We start from the raw sequence: 22,584 nt of genomic DNA, 5'->3' as shown, positions 1-22,584 counted from the left end.
ATGGCCCTAAAAACACCCCAAATTACGCCGACACGAAAGATCGTTGTCCGTACGGTAAGCCAGGCTCTGCCCCGTGCACATTATCAGCGTTGTCCCCAGTGCGATACGCTTTTTATGTTGCCGAAGATGAAATCGCACCAAAGTGCTTTTTGTCCTTGCTGCGATGCCAAAATTCGCGATGGCCGGGACTGGTCATTGACGCGCCTGGCAGCAATGGCGGTCACCATGCTGCTGCTGATGCCCTTCGCCTGGACCGAGCCGCTGTTAAAGCTCTACCTGCTTGGCGTGCGTATTGACGCTAACGTGTTGCAGGGGATCTGGCAGATGACGCGCCAGGGCGATCCGCTTACGGCCGCCATGGTGCTGTTCTGCGTCGTCGGCGCGCCGTTGGTGCTGGTCGCGGCAATTGCCTACCTGTGGTTTGGCAACATTCTGGGGATGAACCTGCGCCCTGTCCTGCTCATGCTGGAAAAGCTCAAGGAGTGGGTGATGCTGGACATCTATCTGGTAGGCATTGGCGTGGCCTCCATCAAGGTGCAGGATTATGCGTTTTTACAACCCGGCATCGGCCTTTTCGCGTTTATTTCACTGGTCCTGCTGAGTATTTTGACCCTGATTCATCTCAATGTTGAACAGCTTTGGGAGCGATTTTACCCGCAGCGCCCCGCGACCCGGCCTGATGAAAACCTGCGCGTCTGCCTGGGCTGCCATTACACCGGTTTTCCGGATAAACGCGGGAGGTGCCCACGCTGCCACATTCCGTTAAGATTGCGACGCAACAACAGCCTGCAAAAGTGCTGGGCGGCGCTAATCGCCTCCCTGGTATTTTTGTTCCCGGCCAACATGCTGCCGATCTCCGTAATTTATGTGAACGGCGCCCGTCAGGAAGATACTATCCTTTCGGGGATTATCTCTCTGGCGCACAGTAACGTGGGGGTCGCCGCCATTGTTTTCATCGCCAGTATTCTGGTGCCCTTTACCAAAGTGGTGGTGATGTTTACGCTGCTTATCAGCATTCACTTTAAATGCGAACAAGGACTACGCACCCGCATCCTGCTTCTGCGATTTGTGACCTGGATTGGTCGCTGGTCGATGTTGGATCTGTTCGTGATTTCGCTGATGATGTCGCTCATCAATCGCGATCAGTTACTTGCTTTTACCATGGGACCCGCAGCTTTTTATTTCGGCTCTGCGGTGATATTGACTATTCTTGCAGTGGAATGGCTGGACAGCCGCTTACTTTGGGACGCACATGAGTCAGGAAACGCCCGCTTCGCCGACTGAAGCGAGAATTAAAACAAAACGCCGCATTTCGCCATTCTGGTTGCTGCCTGTTATCGCGCTGATGATCGCAGGCTGGCTTATCTGGACGAGCTATGAAGATCGCGGAAGTACCATCACGATTGATTTCCAGTCTGCGGACGGCATTGTCGCCGGACGTACCCCCGTTCGCTTCCAGGGGGTGGAAGTGGGTACCGTGCAGGATATCTCCCTTGACAAAGGGCTGAACAAAATCCAGGTCCGGGCGAGCATTAAGTCTGACATGCAGGATGCCCTGCGTGCCGAAACGCAGTTCTGGCTGGTCACGCCTAAAGCCTCCCTGGCCGGCGTTTCCGGGCTGGATGCGCTTGTGGGCGGTAACTATATCGGCATGATGCCCGGCAAAGGTGAGCCACAGGATCACTTTGTTGCGCTGGATACCCAGCCGAAATATCGGCTGAATAACGGCGATTTGATGATCCATCTCCGCGCGCCGGATTTGGGCTCGCTGAACAGTGGTTCTCTGGTCTATTTCCGCAAAATTCCGGTAGGCCGCGTTTACGACTACGCCATTAACCCGAACAAAGATGGCGTGACTATTGATGTACTCATCGAGCGCCGTTTTACCAACCTGGTGAAAAAAGGCAGCCGCTTCTGGAACGTCTCAGGCGTCGATGCCGACCTGAGCTTAAGCGGTGCGAAAGTGAAGCTTGAGAGCCTGGCGGCGCTGGTGAATGGCGCTATCGCCTTTGACTCACCAGCTAACTCCAGCCCTGCCGCCGCAGAAGATACCTTTGGCCTGTACGCCGACCTGGCGCACAGCCAGCGCGGTGTCATCGTCAAGCTGACCCTGCCGGATGCCAAAGGCCTGAAAGCCGGTTCGACCCCGCTGATGTACCAGGGTTTAGAGGTCGGGCAACTGACAAAATTAACCCTCAATGCGGGCGGTTCCGTTACCGGCGAAATGACGGTGGATCCGAGCGTGGTGGATCTCCTGCGGGAAAAAACGCGCATTGAACTGCGTAATCCGAAGCTCTCCCTCAGCGACGCCAGCATCAGTTCTCTGCTGACGGGAAGCATCTTTGAGCTGATCCCCGGCGAAGGTGCGCCGAACAAAAACTTTGTTATCGCGCCGGCAGATAAAGCCCTGCTGCAAAAACCGGGCGTGTTGACGGTTACGCTGAATGCACCGGAAAGCTACGGTATTGAAGCCGGGCAACCGCTGATCCTGCACGGTGTGCAGGTGGGCCAGGTCCTCGAACGTAAGCTGTCGGAAAAAGGGGTCTCCTTCTCCGCCGCCATCGATCCGCAGTACGGCAACCTGGTCCACGGCGACAGTAAATTTGTGGTTAACAGTCGGGTCGACGTGAAGGTGGGTCTGGACGGGGTTGAGTTCCTCGGCGCCAGCGCCAGTGAGTGGGTTAACGGCGGGATCCGCATTCTGCCGGGCAGCAAAGGTGCGCTGCGCGAAAGCTATCCGCTGTTCGCCAATCTGGACAAAGCCATTGAAAACAGCCTCGGCGACCTGCCAACCACCACGCTGACCTTAAGCGCTGAAACGCTGCCGGATGTCCAGGCAGGCTCCGTCGTGCTTTACCGTAAGTTTGAGGTGGGGGAAGTGATCACCGTTCGTCCTCGTGCGGACGCGTTTGATATCGAACTGCATATCAAGCCGGAGTACCGCAAGCTGCTCACGCCAAACAGCGTGTTCTGGGCTGAGGGTGGCGCGAAAGTGCAGCTCAACGGCAGCGGGCTGACCGTACAGGCATCGCCTCTCTCCCGTGCCCTGCGCGGTGCGATCAGCTTCGATAACCTGAGCGGCGCCGGCGGCAACATGCGTAAAGGTGACAAGCGGATCCTCTTCCCGTCCGAAACCGCGGCGCGCGCGGTCGGGGGGCAAATTACCCTGCACACCTTTGATGCCGGTAAACTGGCAGAAGGCATGCCCATCCGCTATCTCGGCATTGATATCGGGCAGGTCCAGAAGCTGACGCTGATCACCGCACGCAATGAAGTGCAGGCGACCGCCGTGCTTTATCCGGAATATGTGCAGACGTTCGCCCGGGCAGGCTCGCGCTTCTCGGTAGTTACGCCGCAAATTTCTGCCGCAGGGGTTGAGCATCTCGATACCATACTTCAGCCGTACATTAACGTTGAACCGGGTCGCGGCAACGCACGTCGTGAATTTGAGTTGCAGGAGGCCACCATCACCGACTCCCGTTATCTGGACGGTCTGAGCATTGTGGTTGAAGTGCCGGAAGCCGGTTCGCTGGGCATCGGTACGCCGGTCCTGTTCCGCGGCATTGAAGTAGGGACAGTAACAAGCCTGACGCTGGGTAATCTGTCCGATCGCGTGATGGTCGGCCTGCGCATCAGCCAGCGTTATCAGCATCTGGTGCGCAACAACTCGGTGTTCTGGCTCGCTTCAGGCTACTCGCTGGACTTCGGCCTGACCGGTGGCGTGGTCAAAACGGGGACCTTTAATCAGTTCATTCGCGGCGGCATTGCCTTCGCGACGCCGCCTGGCACGCCTCTGGCGCCTAAGGCGCAGGCAGGTAAACACTTCCTGCTGCTGGAAAGTGAACCGAAAGAGTGGCGCGAATGGGGAACGGCGCTGCCGCGTTAATCTCGCAGGCTCCGGTGTCAACGCGCCGGAGCCTTTATGTTACACTGCGCACCTGAATGTTTCCCTGTGGTGTGCCCGTGGCTCAAAACTCCGTATTTCTTCCCGAACAATTCCTCGCACAGATGCGCGAGGCGCTTCCAGCTCATCTCTCTTTCGACGATTTCGTTGCCGCCTGCCAGCGCCCTTTGCGCCGGAGTATTCGCGTCAATACGCTGAAAATCAGCGTCGGGGCGTTTCTGGATCTCGTCTCCCCCTACGGCTGGCAATTAACGCCAGTGCCGTGGTGTGAAGAGGGTTTCTGGATCGAACGGGATGACGAGGAGAGCCTGCCGCTCGGCAGCACCGCCGAGCACCTGAGCGGGCTGTTTTATATTCAGGAAGCCAGCTCCATGCTGCCGGTTGCTGCGCTGTTTGCCGACGGGAACCAGCCTGAGCGGGTTATGGATGTCGCGGCGGCGCCGGGCTCTAAAACCACGCAGATTGCCGCCCGGATGAACAACCGCGGCGCGATCCTCGCCAACGAATTTTCCGCCAGCCGGGTTAAAGTCCTGCATGCCAATATCAGCCGCTGCGGGATCCACAACGTCGCGTTAACGCACTTCGATGGTCGCGTGTTTGGCGCTGCCCTGCCGGAAGCCTTTGATGCCATCCTGCTCGACGCGCCCTGCTCCGGCGAAGGCGTGGTGCGTAAAGATCCTGATGCGTTAAAAAACTGGTCCGTTGAAAGCAACCTGGAGATCGCCGCCACACAGCGCGAACTGATCGACAGCGCGTTTCATGCCCTGCGCCCAGGCGGGACGCTGGTTTACTCTACCTGCACGCTGAATCGCGATGAAAACGAGGACGTCTGCCTGTGGCTCAAGCAACGCTATGCGGATGCCGTCGAGTTTCTGCCGCTGGACACCCTCTTCGACTCGGCCAGTCATGCGGCCACCCCTGAAGGCTTCCTGCATGTCTTCCCGCAGATTTACGATTGCGAAGGCTTCTTTGTTGCCCGTCTGCGTAAAACCCGCGCCGTCGATCCCTTGCCTGCCCCTAAGTTTAAGGTCGGCAACTTCCCGTTCACGCCGGTCAAAGGCCGTGAGGCGGCACAGGCGCAAGCGGCTGCGAGCAAAGTCGGCCTGCACTGGGATGAGAGCCTGCGCCTCTGGATGCGTGACAAAGAGCTGTGGCTGTTCCCGGTCAACATCGAACCGCTGATTGGTAAGGTGCGTTTCTCCCGCCTCGGTATTCGCCTGGCGGAGATCCACAACAAAGGCTATCGCTGGCAGCACGAAGCGGTCATTGCGCTGGCCGGCAGTGAGAACACCTTTGCCCTGACGCATCAGGAAGCGGAAGAGTGGTATCGCGGTCGTGACGTTTACCCGGAAGACGGCCCGTCACAGGATGAAGTCATCGTGACGTATCAGGGCTATCCGCTGGGGCTGGCGAAAAAAGTCGGCTCGCGGCTGAAAAACAGCTATCCGCGCGAACTGGTACGCGATGGCCGCCTGTTTACCGGTAACAACCGCAGCGCCTGAAAAAAAGCGCATTTTTTTACTGGCGATTTCGCTCTCCTTGTCTAGGATCAAAAATGGGTGACTGCACTGGTCATACCAGATTTTGGGCAACAAACCGGAGAGCATTATGACGAAAACCAGCGTACGCATTGGCGCTTTTGAAATCGACGACGCTGAATTGCGCGGCGAATCACAAGGCGAACGAACGTTAAGTATTCCCTGCAAATCCGATCCGGATTTGTGCATGCAGCTGGACGCCTGGGATGCAGATACCAGCGTCCCGGCAATCCTAGATGGGGAACATTCCGTTCTGTACCGTGAGCATTACGACAGTAAAACCGATGCCTGGGTCTTGCGTCTTGCCTGACCCAAAGAGAACCCGCCCGAAGGCGGGTTATTTATTACTGAAGCTGCGCCAGCGTCAGAAAGCCCCCGAATACTGCCCCCGTATCAATGTAGTGCAGATTGTTAAAATCGTAGCGTTTGTCCACAGGCGTATGTCCAAACCAGAAGTGATCCGCGCCGCTAATGCCCTGCCCTTTGCCCACCATAAAGCCCATTAACCGGTCGCGATCCCACAGCACGCGCTGGACATCCACCGGCTTATGCCAGCCATATTCAGCGGAGGGATAATCCGCATGAGCAATCACGTTCAGACCGTTTTTGCAGGTTATTTCAATAATGTGCGGTAAGTCCCGACACGCATCGAGTAAACCCTTCGCCTGTTTTTGTTGAGCGTCCTTAAGCCCGGTAAACCAGTTACCGCCATTTATCGACCAGAGACTAAAATCATTATTTTCAAGCGCATCTAACGCCATTTGCTCGTGATTACCGCGTACCGCATAAAACCAGTTTTCCTGCATCAGCTGTAAACATTTTACGCTGTCAGGCCCGCGATCGATAATATCCCCCACCGAGATCAGCAGATCCGTATCAGGATTAAAATGCCGTCGTTTCAGCTCATCCATAAGCCACTGATAGCAACCATGAATATCGCTGACAACCCAGACATGACGCCAGTGTTCTCCCTCTATTTTCTGATACATAACGCCTCCTGTAAGAAGTATAGCTGCCACAGAAAATGTCATGAGCTGGCGTTGGATTTTGCCAATCCAAACAAACCATAAACCAGCCGGAAATAAAGATCGCTGCGCTATTAATCCCTTATTCCCTGGCCTTTAAAATAGAGCGGAATAAAAAGAGGGATTTTCACGTGTCAAACATACACCTGCAAAACGATGTTTTTTATCCGCATCGCACAAATATTATTTCTGAACTGGTGAGAGGAAAACGCGTTCCCGGCCCAATCTGGCACAAACGTGATTACCGGTTAAAGTTTCTTCTACGCTCGCTTTTATTCTGGTCCTCCACCCATCGCATGCTGGAGGCCCTGTCCGGGCGCGATGATTTCGACAGGCTGCTCACCTCTCAAATTACCTTGCCGAGCAAAACTCACCGCCAGTATCTGATGCGCGGCCTGAACTCAAACGATCGGGCCGATGCTATCATCAGCCACTATCAGTGGATTGATAGTCTGAAAAACATCGCCCTCGCCCACGCGCTGACCAGCCCGCAAGAGGCGCCAGTTGTCCGGTTCGAGGCAAAAAACGGCGAAATCTATACCGTCCACGCCTCGTCCGCAGGTAAGGCCGAACGCGAAGGCGAAAGCACGCTTTGGCTGCACGACAATGACAATACGCTGCTTGCCAGCCTGACGTTCTGTGTCGCACGCAGTAACGGCCGTACGGTGCTGGTGATCGGCGGCCTTCAGGGTCCACGTCGTCATGTTTCACGGGAGGTGATTAAGCAGGCTACCCGTGCCTGCCATGGGCTTTTCCCGAAACGCGTGCTGATGGAGGTGATCTTCCAGCTTGCCTCACGCTCGAACATTAGCGCGATTTTTGCCGTCAGCGATGAAGGCCATGTTTTCCGCGCGCTGCGCTACCGTCTGAGCAAAGGCCGTCATTTTCACGCCAGCTACGACGAGTTCTGGGAAGGCCTGAACGGAAAGAAACTCTCCCCCTTCTGCTGGCAGTTGCCGCTCCAGATGGAGCGTAAAGCACTGGAGGAGATTGCCAGCAAAAAACGCGCCGAATACCGTCGCCGCTTTGCGTTACTTGATGATATTGCGGCTTCCGTACATGCGCGCATTGATCCCGCAGTCGTCTCAGGCAAAATACAAACAAAAATTTAACAAAACAGCCAAAAAGGACTGGACTTACGCCTGCCGGGTTGTGGTATGTTTGAAGCAGGCGCACAGGAAGTGAACCTTCTGCTGAGACGAAAACCGGATTTTATCGTTTATTTTCAAGCAGATAAAAAGAGACCGAATACGATTCCTGTATTCGGTCCAGGGAAATGGCTCTTGGGAGAGAGCCGTGCGCTAAAAGTTGGCATTAATGCAGGCTCAATCGCCTTGCCCTTTAAGAATAGATGACGACGTCAGGTTTTCCAGTCCACAGCAAAAGTGGTCTGAAAAAAAGCGTCAGAACATCACTAAATGTGAAAAACCGCAGAGCTTTTACAAGCACCTGCGGTTTTTTTTTACTGGAAACCTGACGGCTAGCAGAGCTTTTCAGCGCGCTCAATAAACGGTGCCAGACTCTTCTTCTGCCCGGGGTTTGCCGGGTCATCTACCTGGATCACGCTGACAGGCTGTCCGTTACTTTTCCCGCTGGCAACCTGCTGCTCCGCCACGTCATTTAACGGATACTGCACGAGCGTACTGGGATTGATGACATACAGCGCGTTACCGGGACGGCAGGTAAGCATGACTTCTTCACGATTAAATGCCCAGTTGTCCTTACCCACTTCAAACCGGCTGACAGTGATGACCTGCGGCGCGGCTAACGCACTGCTGGCACAGGTGAGAAGTAAAAGAGAAAGCAGTGTCTTATTCATATGTTATTTAACCTTGTCAGAAGGGTTCCCAGGTCGCGAACAGGCTGACGGCCGCCAGTACCAGCGCGCCCAGCACCACCTCTGCCTGTGTCATCCTGATAAAAATCTGTTGTTCCCGCCCGGCCTCCGGGCGAAAGCGTGGCACAAGAAAATACCGATTCGCCAGCGCAATTGCCACCATCATCATGACCAGCGCACATTTGAACAACAACAGCTGGACATAAGGCGCCTGCCACGGCACGTTTATGCCAACAATAAAGAGCGTATTGATTATCCCGGTCAGCAGCACGCCTGCCACGGCGTAATGCCCCACGCGGGAGAAGCGCATCATGGTAAAGATAGCGGCTGGCTGCCAGCGGCCTTTCGCCAGACGCATACAAAACAGCAGCGGCAGTAAACCACCCACCCAGGTCGCGGCGCAGAGCAGGTGAAGCGCATGGTTGAGACGATGCAACGCTCCCGGTGCGCCACCGTTCATCGCGGCATGTCCCACGCCCGCCAGCAGCACCAGCTGCCCCATCGCGAGCAGTAACAGCCGAGAGCCTTTTTGCGGGGTAAGCCATGCAGCGCCCGCCGTCACAACGGCCAGCACCATTTGCCACAACCAGACGCCGCCAAATTGCGTTCCCAGCACGCTGCGCCAGACCGCCGGACGAATGACATCGCCCCAGCCGTTGCCCATCAACCCACTTTGCAGGCCAAACATCAGCAGAGCCGCTATCAGGCTGATTAAGGCCGCGAGTTTCTGCTGCCGCTGGAAACGCCGGGTCATGAGGCGCTGCAACGAAGACGGCGCAAACCAGACGCTGTAGAGCGCGTTGCCGAAAAGCAGCATCAGCGCAGCAAAATGGATGAAGCGTAACGCGACGTAGCTCAGGGTCAGCATGCTATTTCACGCTAAAGTGATAGCTGCCTTTGGTTTTGTGGCCATCCACGGAGACCACATGCCAGTCCACCGTGTAGGTGCCGGACGTCAACGGTTTCTCAAGAGGAACAATCAGCTTTGCGTTATCCTTCTCGTCACGCTTCACCGCGCCGGTCTGGATCTTGTGCTGCTGCGCGTCCGTCACCACCACGCCGCTGAAGGCAGGCTCAATGCCTTCCGAGAAGTTCAGGGTAATGACCTCTGGTGCCACCGCAACGGTATTTTCCTGCGGGGATTGCTGCTTAAGATGCGCATGGGCCAGAACTGAGGGCGTGATGGCTGAAGAGAGCAGAAAGACCAGCGCGCACGCGACACGGGAAGGGGTAAAATGCATCACAATCATTCCTTTTCGTTATGCCTGAATGCTAAAGAATAACTCTGTATAATTAACGAGTCGAGGAACATCCTTTGCTCCCTTGTCATCGTTGAACAATCGCGGTAACGTTGCCGCCGCAGAAAAAGGAGAAGGAAATGAACGTTAACCTGGCCGCCCTTCCTCAGGACGAGATGGACAAAGTGAATGTCGATCTCGCCGCCGCGGGGGTCGCATTCAAAGAGCGTTACAACATGCCCGTCGTGGCTGAAGTGGTAGAGCGTGAACAACCCGCGCATCTGCGCGACTGGTTTCGCGAACGTCTCATTGCGCATCGCCTCGCCTCCGTCAATCTCTCGCGCCTTCCGTACGAACCTAAAGTTAAATAAGCTTAACGTCTCGTTACACTTCCTTACGCGTTATGTGGCAGGATAAGAAAACCCTGATAAATTTAGGTGTAATCTTAAAATCCCAGCGACTTAGTGTATAAGGAAGTCACGATGTCACGATGGAATATTGCCGCGGCTCAGTATGCCCCGCGGCACAACTGTGTTGATGAGCACGTAAAACATCACCTGCACTTTATTGCCGAGGCTGCCTGGCATGGGTGCGATTTAATCGTCTTTCCGGAGCTTTCGCTTACCGGCCCAGGCGGAACATCCTTACCCCCACCCCCTGACGATTTGCAGCTTGCCCCCCTCCTTCACGCTGCCCAGTCACGTTTCATCACGGTGATAGCTGGTATTACACTCCAGCAACACGGCCAGCGCCAGAAAGGACTCGCGCTTTTCACCCCTAACCTGTCGACCATCCGGCGTTATCCGCAGGGCAACGGTGCGGGTGTTATTCCTGGCGATAAACGGTTAACCATCGTGGATAACCAGGCTGACGCCCCGGAACTGGACCCGGAGGCAACGCTGTTCACCAGCAGCCTGGCCGTGGGCGAGCATCGCTGGCGGCAATCCATCGGTTCGTTACAACGCTTCGCGCACAAGTACGCCATCGCGGTATTAATGGCGAACGCGCGCGGCGGTAGCGCGTTATGGGATGAAAAAGGTCAGCTGATCGTACGTGCGGATAAGGGAGAACTGCTGCTAACCGGTTCTTTAGGCCAACAGGGTTGGCAAGGCGATATCATTCCATTAGGCTAGGCATTTTGGATCAGGAGCGATCAATGCTGCGCGTTATCGATACCGAAACCTGTGATTTGCAGGGTGGAATTGTGGAAGTCGCTTCTGTCGACGTGATTGACGGAAAGATAGTCAACCCCATGAGCCATCTGGTGCGCCCGGATCGTCCCATCAGTGCGCAGGCGATGGCGATACATCGTATTACGGAATCGATGGTGGCGGATAAGCCGTGGATTGAAGAGATCATCCCTCTTTACCACGGTAGCCAGTGGTATGTGGCCCATAACGCCAGCTTTGACCGCCGCGTGCTGCCGGAGATGCCCGGCGAATGGATTTGCACTATGAAGCTGGCGCGCCGTCTGTGGCCGGGGATCAAATACAGCAATATGGCGCTGTATAAGTCGCGTAAACTCAGCGTGCGGACGCCGGAAGGGCTGCATCATCACCGCGCTCTTTACGACTGCTACATCACCGCAGCGCTCCTGATTGATATCATGAATACTTCCGGCTGGACGCCAGACGATATGGCGACCATTACCGGGCGCCCCGCGCTACTGACCACCTTTACGTTCGGAAAATATCGCGGGAAGCCAGTATCGGAAGTGGCGGACAAAGATCCGGGCTATCTGCGCTGGCTGTACAACAACCTCGACAGAATGAGCCCGGAACTGCGCCTGACGCTGAAGCATTATTTAGGCGAAGCCTGAGTCCCCGCCCGGCCTGGCAGCGTATCCTGCGCCAGGCCAATCAAAAAGGCGTACTCCAGCGCCACCCCTTCATAGGATTTAAATCGCCCTGATTTCCCTCCGTGCCCCGAGTCCATATCGGTACACAGCAGCAGCAAATTATCGTCAGTTTTCAGCTCACGCAACTTCGCCACCCATTTCGCGGGCTCCCAGTACTGTACCTGAGAATCGTGCAGGCCGGTGGTCACCAGCATATGCGGATAGGCTTTCGCCTCGACGTTATCGTACGGGCTGTACTCTTTCATGTAGCGATAATAGGTTTCATCCTGCGGGTTCCCCCACTCCTCAAACTCCCCGGTGGTCAGTGGAATGGACTCATCCAGCATGGTCGTCACCACGTCCACAAACGGCACCTGGGCGATAACGCCTTTAAACAGTTCAGGCCGCTGGTTGATCACGGCGCCCATAAGCATGCCCCCGGCGCTGCCTCCCATGCCAAAGCAGAGCTGCGGATCGCCATAACCCTGCGCGATCAGCGCATCGCAAACATCAAGGTAGTCATTAAAGGTATTTTTCTTTTTGAGAAATTTTCCGTCTTCATACCAGTGCTGACCCAGCTCGCCGCCGCCGCGAATATGGGCAATCGCATAAACAAAACCGCGGTCGAGCAGGCTCAGCCTGCTGCTGCTGAAATCGGCGTCCATGCTGGATCCATAGGAGCCATAGCCATAGACGAGGATGGGGTTTTTACCTTTGTTGAAGTGCGCCTTGTGATAGACGAGCGACACTGGGACTTCAACGCCGTCGCGTGCGGTCACCCACAGGTGCTCACTGCGATAATTTTCCGACTCAAAACCCCGGACCTCAGCCTGTTTAATCACCTGACGCTGCCCGGTGTCCATATCCAGTTCAAACAACGTATCCGGGGTGGTCATCGACGAATAGCCGTATCGCAGGCGGGACGATTCCGGTTCCGGGTTAAAGCCGATCCACGTTACGTAAGCCGGGTCATCGAACGCAATGCCCACCACTTCGCGGGTTTTGCGGTTGATTTGGCGGATACTGGTCAGTCCGCGCTGACGCTCTTCCACCACCAGCCAGTCGGTAAACAGGGTGAACCCCTCCAGCATCACCTGATCGCGCGCGGGAATTAACACTTCCCATTTGCGTTCATCGCGCACTTTGGTTTTATAAAGGCCAAAGTTTTTGCCCTCGCGGTTCGAACGCAGGTAAAAGCTGTGCTGGAAGTGATCCAGGCTGTACTCATGATCTTTACGGCGCGGCAGGAAGCACAGAGGCTGCGCATCCGGCAGCTCTGCATCCAGCAGCAGCACTTCTGAGGTGGTGGCGCTGGAGAGGAAAATGATCACGTAGTGGCGAGACGACGTTTTGTGCAGGCTGACATAGAACGTCTCATCTTTTTCCTCATACACCAGTTCATCGTCGGCGGAATCGGTCCCCACCGTATGACGCCAGACCTGATAAGGCAGCAGCGTTGAGACATGCTTTTTAACGTAGTAAACCGTTTCTGAATCGTTACCCCAGACGAAATCGGGGGAGACATTATCCAGCATTTCGGGATACCAGTTTCCCGTTTCAAGATTGCGGAAACGCAAACCGTACTGGCGGCGGGAGAGGTAATCCTCAGCCAGCGCCATAATGGCGTTATCGGGGGAAATGGACATGCCGCCCAGCGTATAAAACTCACTGTGGGCAGCACGTTTGTTGGCATCCAGCAGGATCTCCCATTCATCCCACTCGGCGCTCAGCACAGACTGGCGCTGGTAGATGGGATATTCGTTTCCCGGCTCATAAATATGGCGATAGCGATAACCGTTTTTGCACCACGGGGCAGAGACATCACGCTGGGGGATACGCTGCACCATTTCCTTCAGAAGTTGATCCTGAAGCGCCTGCTGGCTGGCCATGACCTGGCGGCCATAGTCGTTTTCCTCGTGCAGATAGTCCAGCACCTCTGGCCGGGAACGAGAATCGTCCCGCAGCCAGTAGTAGTTATCGATACGCGTATCGCCATGCGTGGTGATCGCATAAGGAGTACGTCGGGCTTTTGGAGGCATGGCATTCTTACTTTTTCGTTTTACATCCTATAAGGTTGGCAAAACACGCGTATGATGCAAGCGAAACATGGCCTTCTAGCCCACGAGGGTCTGCTTCTGCTGCTGAATATCCTGCTCAATTCCCTCACGAACGTCCTGTGGGATCTTCAGCGCATCGCCCAGGGCGTTCAGGTAGCTGCGCTCCATAAAGTGATCGATATCGATGGCGGCACAGCTCAGAAAATAGAGTTCCAGCGCCTCTTCTTCGTTTTTCACGCTTTGCGCCAGACGCTGCGGATCAAGCGGCTGTTCGATGGCCTGCGCCACCAGCGCCCTGCCCTGTTCCTCAACGCCCGCTTCCCGCATCTGCTGTTCAATTGCGGCACGTTCACTGGCATCAATATGCCCGTCGCTCTTGGCCGCAAAGACCAGGGCGAGGATCAACCGCTCGGTGCGTAAATCTAACGGCGATACCTGCTTCCCGTATTGCGGTTCATCCTGATGCGCGCTGCGCACCTTGTCTTTGTATTTGTTCCATAAGACGGAGCCTGCAATAGCCCCTCCGCCCGCCAGCAGCGCGCCGGTACCGTATTTGGTAAGCAGTTTCCGCGATGATTTATTGGCAACCAGCAAACCGGCCAGCCCGCCGAGCGCACCCGGCACCAGCAGCTTGCTCAGACCCTGCTCGCCGGACGACGAGCCTTTTTGTCCCAACAGGGATTGCAGTTGATTCATCCAGCCTGACATATTTTTCCTCACGTAACAGTGCGTAACCTTCACAGCCTAAGCGAGCGGGTGTCAGGAAATGTCTGTCAGTGCTAAAGAAGCGCAAATTTCCCTGCTGTCCGGTTATCCCCATACAAGACAGACGCAAACGTTTTCGTTTATACTGCCCGCATCTTTTTCAGGGGGATTTTTATGACTCGTTTAGGAACCGCGCTGCGTCCCGCCGCGACGCGCGTCATGCTGTTGGGATCGGGTGAACTGGGTAAAGAAGTGGCCATTGAATGCCAGCGTTTAGGTGTGGAAGTAATTGCGGTGGACCGTTACGCGAATGCGCCCGCCATGCACGTCGCGCATCGCTCGCACGTCATCGATATGCTTGACGGTAATGCGCTGCGGGGGTTAATTGCCGACGAAAAACCGGATTTCGTGGTACCTGAAATTGAGGCCATTGCCACTGAGATGTTGATTGCCCTTGAACAGGAAGGCCAGCGCGTGGTGCCCTGCGCCACTGCGGCAAAACTGACCATGAACCGGGAAGGCATTCGTCGCCTGGCGGCAGAAGAATTACAGCTCCCGACCTCCAGCTACCGTTTTGCCGGGGATAAAGCTGCGTTTCTCCAGGCCGTAGAGGAGATTGGCTACCCGTGCATCATTAAGCCGGTAATGAGCTCCTCCGGCAAAGGGCAGAGCTTTATCCGCGACAGCAGCACGCTGGACAACGCCTGGGACTATGCCCAGCAGGGCGGCCGAGCCGGGGCCGGGCGCGTCATCGTGGAAGGCGTGGTGAAGTTTGATTTTGAAATTACCCTGCTCACCGTCAGCGCCGTGGATGGCGTTTATTTCTGCGACCCGATTGGTCATCGCCAGGAAGACGGCGATTATCGCGAATCCTGGCAGCCGCAGCAGATGAGCGCGCTGGCGCTGGCACGCGCACAGGAGATCGCCCGCAAGACGGTGCTGGCGCTGGACGGCTACGGCCTGTTCGGCGTGGAATTGTTTGTTTGCGGCGACGAGGTGATCTTCAGCGAAGTCTCCCCTCGTCCGCACGATACCGGGATGGTTACGCTGATTTCACAGGATCTCTCCGAGTTCGCGCTGCACGTACGCGCTTTCCTCGGCCTGCCGGTTGGCGGCATCCGTCAGTACGGCCCGGCAGCCTCGGCGGTGATCCTGCCGCAGCTGACCAGCCAGAATGTCACCTTTGATAACGTCGAAGGTGCGGTTGGCGCAGGCTTGCAGGTCCGGCTGTTCGGCAAACCGGAGATCGACGGAAGCCGTCGTCTGGGCGTGGCATTAGCTACCGGGGAAAATGTGGACGAAGCCGTCGCGAGAGCAAAAAGAGCGGCTGCGAACGTCAGCGTAGCAGGATAAAAAAACGGGCCGAAAGGCCCGTTTTAACTGTCTGGCTGGCCGGGTTAGGCGCAGCCGACACCCGGCAAACAAACTTACTGTTTCGCGCCTTCTACCGCTTCGCGAGCCAGTTTAGTGATGCGATCCCAGTCGCCTGCTTCCAGCGCATCCGCCGGAACCAGCCAGGAGCCGCCGATGCACAGCACGCTTTTCAGCGCCAGGTAGTCGCGGTAGTTGGCCGGAGAGATGCCGCCCGTTGGGCAGAAACGCACCTGGGAGAATGGGCCCGCAATGGCCTGCAACGCTTTGGTGCCGCCGTTCGCTTCAGCCGGGAAGAATTTGAACTCTTTCAGGCCGTAGTCCATGCCCAGCATCAGTTCAGAAACGGTGCTGATACCCGGGATCAGCGGAATAGAACCTTCGGTTGCGGCTTTCAGCAGCGGCTCAGTCAGCCCCGGGCTGATGGCAAACTGTGCGCCCGCTTCGGTCACTTCCGCCAGCTGCTGCGCATTCAGAACCGTACCGGCACCAATGATCGCTTCCGGCACTTCTTTGGCGATAGCACGGATCGCATCCATCGCACAGGCGGTACGCAGGGTCACTTCCAGAACGCGAACGCCACCCGCAACCAGCGCCTTCGCCATTGGGACAGCGTGCTCCAGTTTGTTTACCACAATAACCGGCACGACAGGGCCAGTGGTCAGGATTGCTTCTGCACTTGTTTTCCAGTTTTTCATCAGAGTTTTCTCTCGCCAGATCGTTAAAATCAAGTCGTCTTAAAACGTAATACAGGTTGCGCCCTGCTCCGCACCGGAGAGTTTCTCACGCAACGCACCAAACATTTCGCGTCCGGTACCCACGCGTGACGCGCTCAGGTCAGGAATATGTGGCTGACGCGCCGCCAGCTCTGCTTCATCCACCAGCAGGGTTAACTCGCCTGTCTGACCGTTAACGCGGATCATGTCACCATCACGCACTTTCGCCAGCAGGCCGCCGTCGTAGGCTTCCGGGGTGACATGAATCGCTGAAGGCACTTTACCGGATGCCCCTGAAAGGCGTCCATCGGTTACCAGTGCAATTTTGAAACGGCGGTCCAATAATACACCAAGCGGCGGCATAAGTTTATGTAATTCTGGCATCCCGTTCGCTTTTGGTCCCTGATGACGCACCACGACCACACAGTCTTTATCAAGCAGACCCGCGTCAAAGGCAGGTAAAACGTCGTGCTGGCTTTCAAACACCACCGCCGGGGCTTCGATAACCTGATTCTCTTCCGGCACGGCAGAGGTTTTCATCACGGCACGTCCAAGGTTACCGCTCAGCACTTTGGTGCCGCCGTGAGGAGAGAACGGCTGTTCGAAGGTTGCGATAACCTGAGGATCGAGCGAGTCGCTCGCCCCTTCGCGCCAGTCCAGCTCACCGTTGTTCAGCCAGGGTTCAAGGGTATAGCGATGCAGGCCAAAGCCCGCCACCGTGTTGACATCCTCATGCAGCAGGCCGCCTTTCAGCAGCTCGCGCATCAGCACCGGCACGCCGCCCGCGGCCTGGAAGTGGTTGATGTCCGCCGGACCGTTCGGGTACAGACGGGCCATCAGTGGTACCACGGAGGAGATATCGGAGAAGTCATCCCAGTTGATCAGAATGCCCGCCGCGCGCGCCATCGCGACAAGGTGCATGGTATGGTTGGTTGAACCGCCGGTCGCCAGCAGGGCGACAATCCCGTTTACGATGACTTTTTCATCCACCATTTTGCCCATTGGCATCCACTCGTTGCCGTTACCGGTCAGGCGCGTCACCTGACGGGCTGCGGCTTCGGTCAGCGCTTTACGCAGTGGCGCATCCGGCTGGATGAACGACGAGCCCGGCAGCTGCATACCCATAAACTCCACCACCATCTGGTTGGTGTTGGCCGTACCGTAGAACGTACAGGTGCCCGGCGCATGATAGGACGCGGCTTCCGCTTCCAGCAGTGCCTGACGGTCCGCTTTTCCTTCGGCATACAGCTGGCGGATACGGACTTTTTCCTTGTTTGGCAGACCGCTAGCCATCGGGCCTGACGGCACAAAAATCGCTGGCAGATGGCCAAACGACAGCGCGGCCATCACCAGCCCCGGGACGATTTTGTCGCACACGCCCAGATAGAGCGCGCCATCAAACATGTTGTGAGAGAGGCCCACTGCCGCCGACATGGCGATCACTTCGCGGCTCAGCAAGGACAGCTCCATACCGTCCTGGCCCTGGGTTACGCCATCACACATGGCCGGCACGCCGCCTGCAACCTGGCCCACCGCGTTCACGCTGTGCAGCGCATTGCGGATGATAGCCGGGTAGGCCTCATACGGCTGGTGGGCTGAAAGCATGTCGTTATAGGAGGTAATTATGGCGATATTGTTACGCAACATGCTTTTCAGCGCGTCTTTATCACCAGGCTGGCAGGCCGCAAAGCCGTGGGCCAGATTCCCGCAGGCCAGCTGAGAGCGATGGACAGTTTCACTCTTCGCCTGTTCGATGCGGGCAAGGTAGGCAGTACGGGTCTCTTTCGAGCGCTCAACAATGCGCTGTGTTACGCGTAACAATGTCGGATTCATAAAAGCTCCTCTAATTTATCTGTCCAGGCTCGGGAGTTTACACAGTTTCTGACGGTTGTTAACAACGCTGAAACGCCTGATATCCGGAGCACAGGGGCAAAATGTCTGAAGGGAGTGTAATAAAAAAAGCTCCGCGGGTGAATCCACGCGGAGCTTAAAAGATAAAAATTATGCCACTTGCTGTGTTAGATCATGTTACCGGTAAAATAACACCTTTGGGCTAGAGAAGGTGGTTATTCAAACTCGTTCCAGGAGCGGCCATCACGGGTGATCATCGCAACGGAGGCGACAGGTCCCCAGGTTCCCGCCTGATACGGTTTTGGCGCGTCCTGATCGGCTGCCCACGCTTCAGTGATAGAGTCGACCCACTTCCACGCCTCTTCCACTTCATCGCGGCGGACGAACAGCGCCTGGATACCACGCATGGTTTCCAGCAGCAGACGCTCGTAAGCATCGGCGAGATGCGTCTGGTTGAAGGTTTCAGAGTAGCTCAGGTCCAGCTTGGTAGTTTGCAGGTTGTGTTTGTGATCAAGGCCTGGCACTTTGTTGAGGATCTGAATATCCACACCCTCGTCCGGTTGCAGACGGATGGTCAGTTTGTTCTGCGGCAGTTCCTGCCAGGATTCTTTGAACAGGTTCAGTTCCGGATTCTTGAAGTAGACCACCACTTCGGAGCATTTTGCCGGCAGACGTTTACCGGTACGCAGGTAGAACGGCACACCGGCCCAGCGCCAGTCGTCGATATCCACGCGGATCGCCACAAACGTCTCGGTGTTGCTGGACTTGTTCGCGCCCTCTTCTTCCAGATAGCCAGGAACTTTTTTCCCCTGGGCAAAACCTGCGGTGTACTGGCCGCGCACGGTTTTCTCGCGCACGTTGGAGCGGTCAATACGGCGCAGTGATTTCAGAACTTTCACTTTGGCGTCACGAATGCTGTCGGCCGTCAGATCTGACGGTGGAGACATGGCAATCATGCACAGAATTTGCAGCAGGTGGTTCTGGATCATGTCCCGCATCTGGCCGGCCTGGTCGAAGTAGCCCCAACGGCCTTCGATGCCCACCTCTTCCGCCACGGTAATTTCCACATGGTCGATAGTGCGGTTGTCCCAGTTGTTCACAAACAGGGAGTTGGCAAAACGCAGCGCCAGCAGGTTCAGTACCGTCTCTTTGCCCAGATAGTGGTCAATACGGTAAACCTGACACTCCTCAAAGAACTCGCCCACCTGGTCGTTGATTTCACGCGAGGTCGCCAGCGACGTACCCAGCGGTTTCTCCATCACCACGCGCGCCGGTTTGGCGTTCAGCTTCGCCTCGCCCAGACCTTTGCAGATGGCGCCGAAGGTGCTTGGCGGCATGGCGAAATAGTTAATTGTGACACGATTTTCCTGGTCAAGCATTTCACCCAGACGGGTAAAGGCGCCTACATCGTTGACGTCCAGGTTGCAGAAATCGAGACGCCCGCTCAGCTTATCCCAAAGGCTTTCATCGATTTTCTCTTTCATGAACGTTTCGAGCGCCTCGCGCACGACTTTGGTATAAGCCTCCTTATCCCAGTCTGCGCGTCCTACCCCAAGGATTCGGGTGTCGGGATGGATCTGGCCCGCTTTTTCGAGCTGATACAGGGAAGGCAGCAATTTTCGGCGTGCAAGATCGCCTTTCGCGCCGAAAATGACCAGGTCACATGCCTGGGCTGTTTGCGTTACCGCCATGTCATTCTCCTCAGTTAGATCGCCTGGTACTCTGCCAGGTATCGTTGTAATTTTATTACAATGCACTGTACTGCTTTTACGCGTTTCCTGAAACCATTAGCGCTTAACGTCGCGTGCTATACGGTAATTTTTCGTCACCCGGGCCATAACGCCCGTCTGATGACGCAACAAACGTCGATTCTTTGCGCAACAGGGTCAGAGCAAAACCCGACGTCGATCAAGTAATGAAAAAAAACAACAACATTTCTTGTCGACGATTACCCTTTCGGGAGTCCCGGGGGTAATATCGGCTAAATCGAATCAAGATTTCATCTCTTTATGAAATCGTTTATGCCCTCATGAGCGTCTTGTTAACAATGAACATGCTGGAAAAAATCCAGTTTCAACTGGAACACCTTAGCAAATCCGAGCGCAAAGTGGCTGAAGTTATTCTCGCCGCGCCCGCTCAGGCGATTCATTCAAGCATCGCCGCTCTGGCACAGGAATCGGGCGTCAGCGAACCGACGGTCAATCGATTCTGTCGTAGTCTGGACACGCGCGGCTTTCCTGATTTTAAACTGCATCTGGCCCAAAGTCTGGCAAACGGCACCCCGTATGTTAATCGCAATGTAGATGAAGACGACAGCGTTGATGCTTACACCGCAAAAATATTTGAATCGGCTATGGCCACGCTCGACCACGTTCGCCAGTCTCTGGACATGAGTTCAGTGAATCGCGCGGTCGATCTTCTCACGCAGGCCAAACGGATTGCCTTCTTTGGCCTTGGCTCGTCCGCCGCCGTGGCGCATGACGCCATGAATAAGTTCTTTCGCTTTAACGTGCCGGTGATTTACTCCGATGACATTGTGCTGCAACGCATGAGCTGTATGAATTGTAGTGAAGATGATGTCGTGGTACTCATCTCCCATACGGGCCGCACCAAGAGCCAGGTGGAGCTGGCGCAGCTCGCGCGTGACAACGATGCGATGGTCATCGCCCTGACGACGGCAGGTACGCCGCTGGCCAGGGAAGCGACGCTCGCTATTACCCTGGACGTACCGGAGGACACCGACATGTACATGCCGATGGTCTCCCGCCTGGCGCAGTTGACGGTCATCGACGTGCTGGCGACCGGTTTTACCTTACGCCGGGGCGCAAAATTCCGGGATAACTTGAAGCGGGTCAAGGAAGCCCTGAAAGAATCGCGTTTTGATAAAGAATTGCTTATAAAGAGCGATGTTCCCTAATAACTACGATGTACGATTTACGGCATTCGGTCCCCTCGCTACTGCCTTGCGATAGATGAAGGCCGATTCTATGTTCACGCAACACCAAAGTTGTTTCAGTCAACGGAGTATTACATGTCCAGAAGGCTTCGCAGAACCAAGATCGTCACCACCTTAGGCCCGGCCACCGACCGCGATAATAACCTCGAAAAGATTATCGCCGCGGGTGCCAACGTGGTGCGCATGAACTTCTCTCACGGTACGCCAGAAGACCATAAATTACGTGCCGACAAAGTGCGTGAAATCGCAGCTAAACTGGGCCGCCATGTTGCTATCCTCGGTGACCTGCAAGGTCCAAAAATCCGCGTATCGACCTTTAAAGAAGGCAAAGTCTTCCTCAACATCGGCGATAAATTCCTGCTGGATGCCAACCTGAGCAAAGGCGAAGGCGATAAGGAAAAAGTGGGTATCGACTACAAAGGTCTGCCTGCTGACGTTGTGCCTGGCGACATCCTGCTGCTGGACGACGGACGCGTACAGCTGAAAGTGCTGGAAGTTCAGGGTATGAAGGTATTCACCGAAGTGACCGTCGGCGGCCCGCTCTCCAACAACAAAGGCATCAACAAACTCGGCGGTGGCCTGTCTGCCGAAGCGCTGACCGATAAAGACAAAGCGGATATCGTGACCGCAGCGCAGATCGGCGTGGATTACCTGGCTGTCTCCTTCCCGCGCTGCGGCGAAGATCTGAACTATGCTCGCCGCCTGGCGCGCGATGCAGGCTGCGATGCGAAAATCGTTGCGAAAGTGGAACGCGCTGAAGCGGTCTGCGATCAGGACGCGATGGACGACGTGATCCTGGCGTCTGACGTGGTGATGGTTGCCCGTGGTGACCTGGGCGTGGAAATTGGCGACCCTGAACTGGTCGGTATCCAGAAAGCGCTGATCCGTCGCGCGCGTCAGCTGAACCGCGCGGTGATCACCGCCACCCAGATGATGGAATCCATGATCACCAACCCAATGCCGACCCGTGCGGAAGTCATGGACGTGGCGAACGCCGTGCTGGATGGTACCGATGCGGTGATGCTGTCAGCGGAAACCGCGGCAGGTCAGTATCCGGCAGAAACCGTGGCCGCCATGGCGCGCGTGTGCCTGGGTGCAGAGAAGATCCCAAGCATTAACGTCTCTAAACACCGCCTGGACATTCAGTTCGACAACGTGGAAGAAGCGATTGCGATGTCTGCGATGTACGCAGCCAACCACCTGAAAGGGGTCACGGCGATCATCACCATGACCGAATCTGGCCGTACCGCGCTAATGACGTCCCGTATCAGCTCCGGTCTGCCGATCTTCGCCATGTCCCGTCACGAGCGTACGCTGAACCTGACGGCGCTGTATCGCGGCGTGACGCCAGTATACTTCGACAGCACCAACGACGGCGTGGCCGCCGCGCACGATGCCGTGAACCTGCTGCGCGACAAAGGTTATCTGGTATCCGGTGATATCGTTATCGTGACGCAGGGTGACGTGATGAGCACCATCGGCTCAACCAATACCACCCGCGTACTGACCGTAGAGTAAGCTCCGATCCCCTCTCCCCTAAGGGGAGAGG

Annotated in this window: 21 protein-coding genes; 12 read left to right on the top strand and 9 right to left on the bottom strand. The window is 56.0% G+C overall.

Translation table 11 applies throughout. The annotated features are described in order from the left end of the window. The 4 genes from yebS to O1722_RS09455 all read left to right on the top strand — a co-directional run bounded on the left by yebS (nt 1) and on the right by O1722_RS09455 (nt 5,752). Nucleotides 1–1,284, top strand: a complete 1,284-nt coding sequence (yebS, locus tag O1722_RS09470; protein ID WP_020480541.1) for a membrane integrity lipid transport subunit YebS — start codon at nt 1–3, stop codon at nt 1,282–1,284. Continuing rightward, on the top strand, nt 1,253–3,886 hold the full coding sequence (locus tag O1722_RS09465) for a PqiB family protein (RefSeq protein ID WP_100151261.1): 2,634 nt from the start codon (nt 1,253–1,255) through the stop codon (nt 3,884–3,886). The genes yebS and O1722_RS09465 overlap by 32 nt, the downstream gene beginning before the upstream one ends. Nucleotides 3,887–3,942: 56 nt before the next feature. Continuing rightward, nucleotides 3,943–5,406 carry a 16S rRNA (cytosine(1407)-C(5))-methyltransferase RsmF gene (gene rsmF, locus O1722_RS09460; protein ID WP_017693253.1) on the top strand — a complete coding sequence of 488 codons (1,464 nt, stop codon included), beginning with the start codon at nt 3,943–3,945 and terminating at the stop codon, nt 5,404–5,406. A 106-nt stretch (nt 5,407–5,512) separates the two neighbouring features. Then, a complete protein-coding gene (locus tag O1722_RS09455; RefSeq protein ID WP_003859885.1) occupies nt 5,513–5,752 on the top strand; it encodes a YebV family protein in 240 nt (79 codons plus the stop codon). Nucleotides 5,753–5,786: 34 nt separating this feature from the next. On the opposite strand, the gene pphA is transcribed toward O1722_RS09455, so the two are convergent. Next, nucleotides 5,787–6,431 (bottom strand): protein-serine/threonine phosphatase, encoded by a 645-nt coding sequence (gene pphA / locus O1722_RS09450; RefSeq protein WP_033486807.1) that lies wholly within the window; start codon nt 6,429–6,431, stop codon nt 5,787–5,789. A gap of 167 nt (nt 6,432–6,598) precedes the next feature. Here pphA and O1722_RS09445 point away from each other — a divergent pair, with 167 nt between their 5' ends. Further along, nucleotides 6,599–7,579 (top strand): VirK/YbjX family protein, encoded by a 981-nt coding sequence (locus tag O1722_RS09445; RefSeq protein WP_033486806.1) that lies wholly within the window; start codon nt 6,599–6,601, stop codon nt 7,577–7,579. Nucleotides 7,580–7,624: 45 nt separating this feature from the next. Further along, the gene (locus tag O1722_RS09440; RefSeq protein ID WP_017693250.1) at nt 7,625–7,822 is read left to right on the top strand and encodes a hypothetical protein; all 198 of its coding nucleotides are present in this window, start codon (nt 7,625–7,627) and stop codon (nt 7,820–7,822) included. A gap of 125 nt (nt 7,823–7,947) precedes the next feature. Here O1722_RS09440 and O1722_RS09435 read toward each other — a convergent pair whose 3' ends face one another. Genes O1722_RS09435 through yobA form a run of 3 tightly spaced genes read right to left on the bottom strand, consistent with a single transcriptional unit; the run spans nt 7,948 to nt 9,545 of the window. Then, entirely contained in the window at nt 7,948–8,286 is a 339-nt protein-coding gene (locus O1722_RS09435; RefSeq protein ID WP_033486805.1) for a YebY family protein, read from the bottom strand. Between the two features lie 16 nt (nt 8,287–8,302). After that, on the bottom strand, nt 8,303–9,172 hold the full coding sequence (gene copD / locus O1722_RS09430; protein WP_017384341.1) for a copper homeostasis membrane protein CopD: 870 nt from the start codon (nt 9,170–9,172) through the stop codon (nt 8,303–8,305). A gap of 1 nt (nt 9,173) precedes the next feature. After that, nucleotides 9,174–9,545 (bottom strand): CopC domain-containing protein YobA, encoded by a 372-nt coding sequence (gene yobA / locus O1722_RS09425; RefSeq protein WP_023296802.1) that lies wholly within the window; start codon nt 9,543–9,545, stop codon nt 9,174–9,176. 137 nt (nt 9,546–9,682) lie between these two features. On the opposite strand from yobA, the gene O1722_RS09420 reads away from it, so the two are divergent. The 3 genes from O1722_RS09420 (at nt 9,683) to exoX (ending at nt 11,361) form a co-directional block, all read left to right on the top strand. Further along, complete coding sequence (locus O1722_RS09420) at nt 9,683–9,913, top strand: DNA polymerase III subunit theta (protein ID WP_003859784.1); 231 nt, start codon at nt 9,683–9,685, stop codon at nt 9,911–9,913. Between the two features lie 111 nt (nt 9,914–10,024). Further along, on the top strand, nt 10,025–10,675 hold the full coding sequence (locus O1722_RS09415) for a carbon-nitrogen hydrolase family protein (protein ID WP_003859783.1): 651 nt from the start codon (nt 10,025–10,027) through the stop codon (nt 10,673–10,675). 23 nt (nt 10,676–10,698) lie between these two features. Beyond that, nucleotides 10,699–11,361 (top strand): exodeoxyribonuclease X, encoded by a 663-nt coding sequence (gene exoX / locus O1722_RS09410; RefSeq protein ID WP_015570288.1) that lies wholly within the window; start codon nt 10,699–10,701, stop codon nt 11,359–11,361. On the opposite strand, the gene ptrB is transcribed toward exoX, so the two are convergent. Then, a complete protein-coding gene (ptrB, locus tag O1722_RS09405; protein ID WP_017693247.1) occupies nt 11,343–13,418 on the bottom strand; it encodes an oligopeptidase B in 2,076 nt (691 codons plus the stop codon). The two genes, exoX and ptrB, sit on opposite strands and share 19 nt — an antisense overlap. 75 nt (nt 13,419–13,493) lie before the next feature. Then, nucleotides 13,494–14,144 carry a tellurite resistance TerB family protein gene (locus O1722_RS09400; RefSeq protein WP_015570286.1) on the bottom strand — a complete coding sequence of 217 codons (651 nt, stop codon included), beginning with the start codon at nt 14,142–14,144 and terminating at the stop codon, nt 13,494–13,496. Between the two features lie 171 nt (nt 14,145–14,315). Between O1722_RS09400 and purT the strand changes: the two genes are divergently transcribed. Beyond that, nucleotides 14,316–15,494, top strand: coding sequence for a formate-dependent phosphoribosylglycinamide formyltransferase (gene purT, locus O1722_RS09395; protein WP_033486804.1), 1,179 nt, complete (start codon nt 14,316–14,318; stop codon nt 15,492–15,494). A 74-nt stretch (nt 15,495–15,568) separates the two neighbouring features. Here the strand turns inward: purT and kdgA are convergent, their stop codons facing one another. The 3 genes from kdgA to zwf form a co-directional block, all read right to left on the bottom strand. Continuing rightward, nucleotides 15,569–16,210: a bifunctional 4-hydroxy-2-oxoglutarate aldolase/2-dehydro-3-deoxy-phosphogluconate aldolase gene (gene kdgA, locus O1722_RS09390; RefSeq protein ID WP_003859774.1), complete on the bottom strand. Its 642-nt coding sequence runs from the start codon at nt 16,208–16,210 to the stop codon at nt 15,569–15,571. 39 nt (nt 16,211–16,249) lie between these two features. After that, nucleotides 16,250–18,061, bottom strand: a complete 1,812-nt coding sequence (gene edd, locus O1722_RS09385; protein ID WP_017693246.1) for a phosphogluconate dehydratase — start codon at nt 18,059–18,061, stop codon at nt 16,250–16,252. Nucleotides 18,062–18,294: 233 nt separating this feature from the next. Next, nucleotides 18,295–19,770: a glucose-6-phosphate dehydrogenase gene (gene zwf / locus O1722_RS09380; RefSeq protein ID WP_003859771.1), complete on the bottom strand. Its 1,476-nt coding sequence runs from the start codon at nt 19,768–19,770 to the stop codon at nt 18,295–18,297. Nucleotides 19,771–20,126: 356 nt separating this feature from the next. Here zwf and O1722_RS09375 point away from each other — a divergent pair, with 356 nt between their 5' ends. Both O1722_RS09375 and pyk read left to right on the top strand, forming a co-directional pair. Then, nucleotides 20,127–20,996, top strand: coding sequence for a MurR/RpiR family transcriptional regulator (locus O1722_RS09375; RefSeq protein WP_003859769.1), 870 nt, complete (start codon nt 20,127–20,129; stop codon nt 20,994–20,996). Nucleotides 20,997–21,110: 114 nt separating this feature from the next. Continuing rightward, nucleotides 21,111–22,553, top strand: a complete 1,443-nt coding sequence (pyk, locus tag O1722_RS09370) for a pyruvate kinase (protein WP_003859767.1) — start codon at nt 21,111–21,113, stop codon at nt 22,551–22,553. Nucleotides 22,554–22,584: the final 31 nt, after the last annotated feature.

It is taken from the genome of Enterobacter cloacae complex sp. HYC003_NIDB (genome assembly GCF_056673375.1).
The sequence above is the reverse complement of the archived record's forward strand: the minus strand, read 5'-3'. Positions and strand labels throughout refer to the sequence as shown.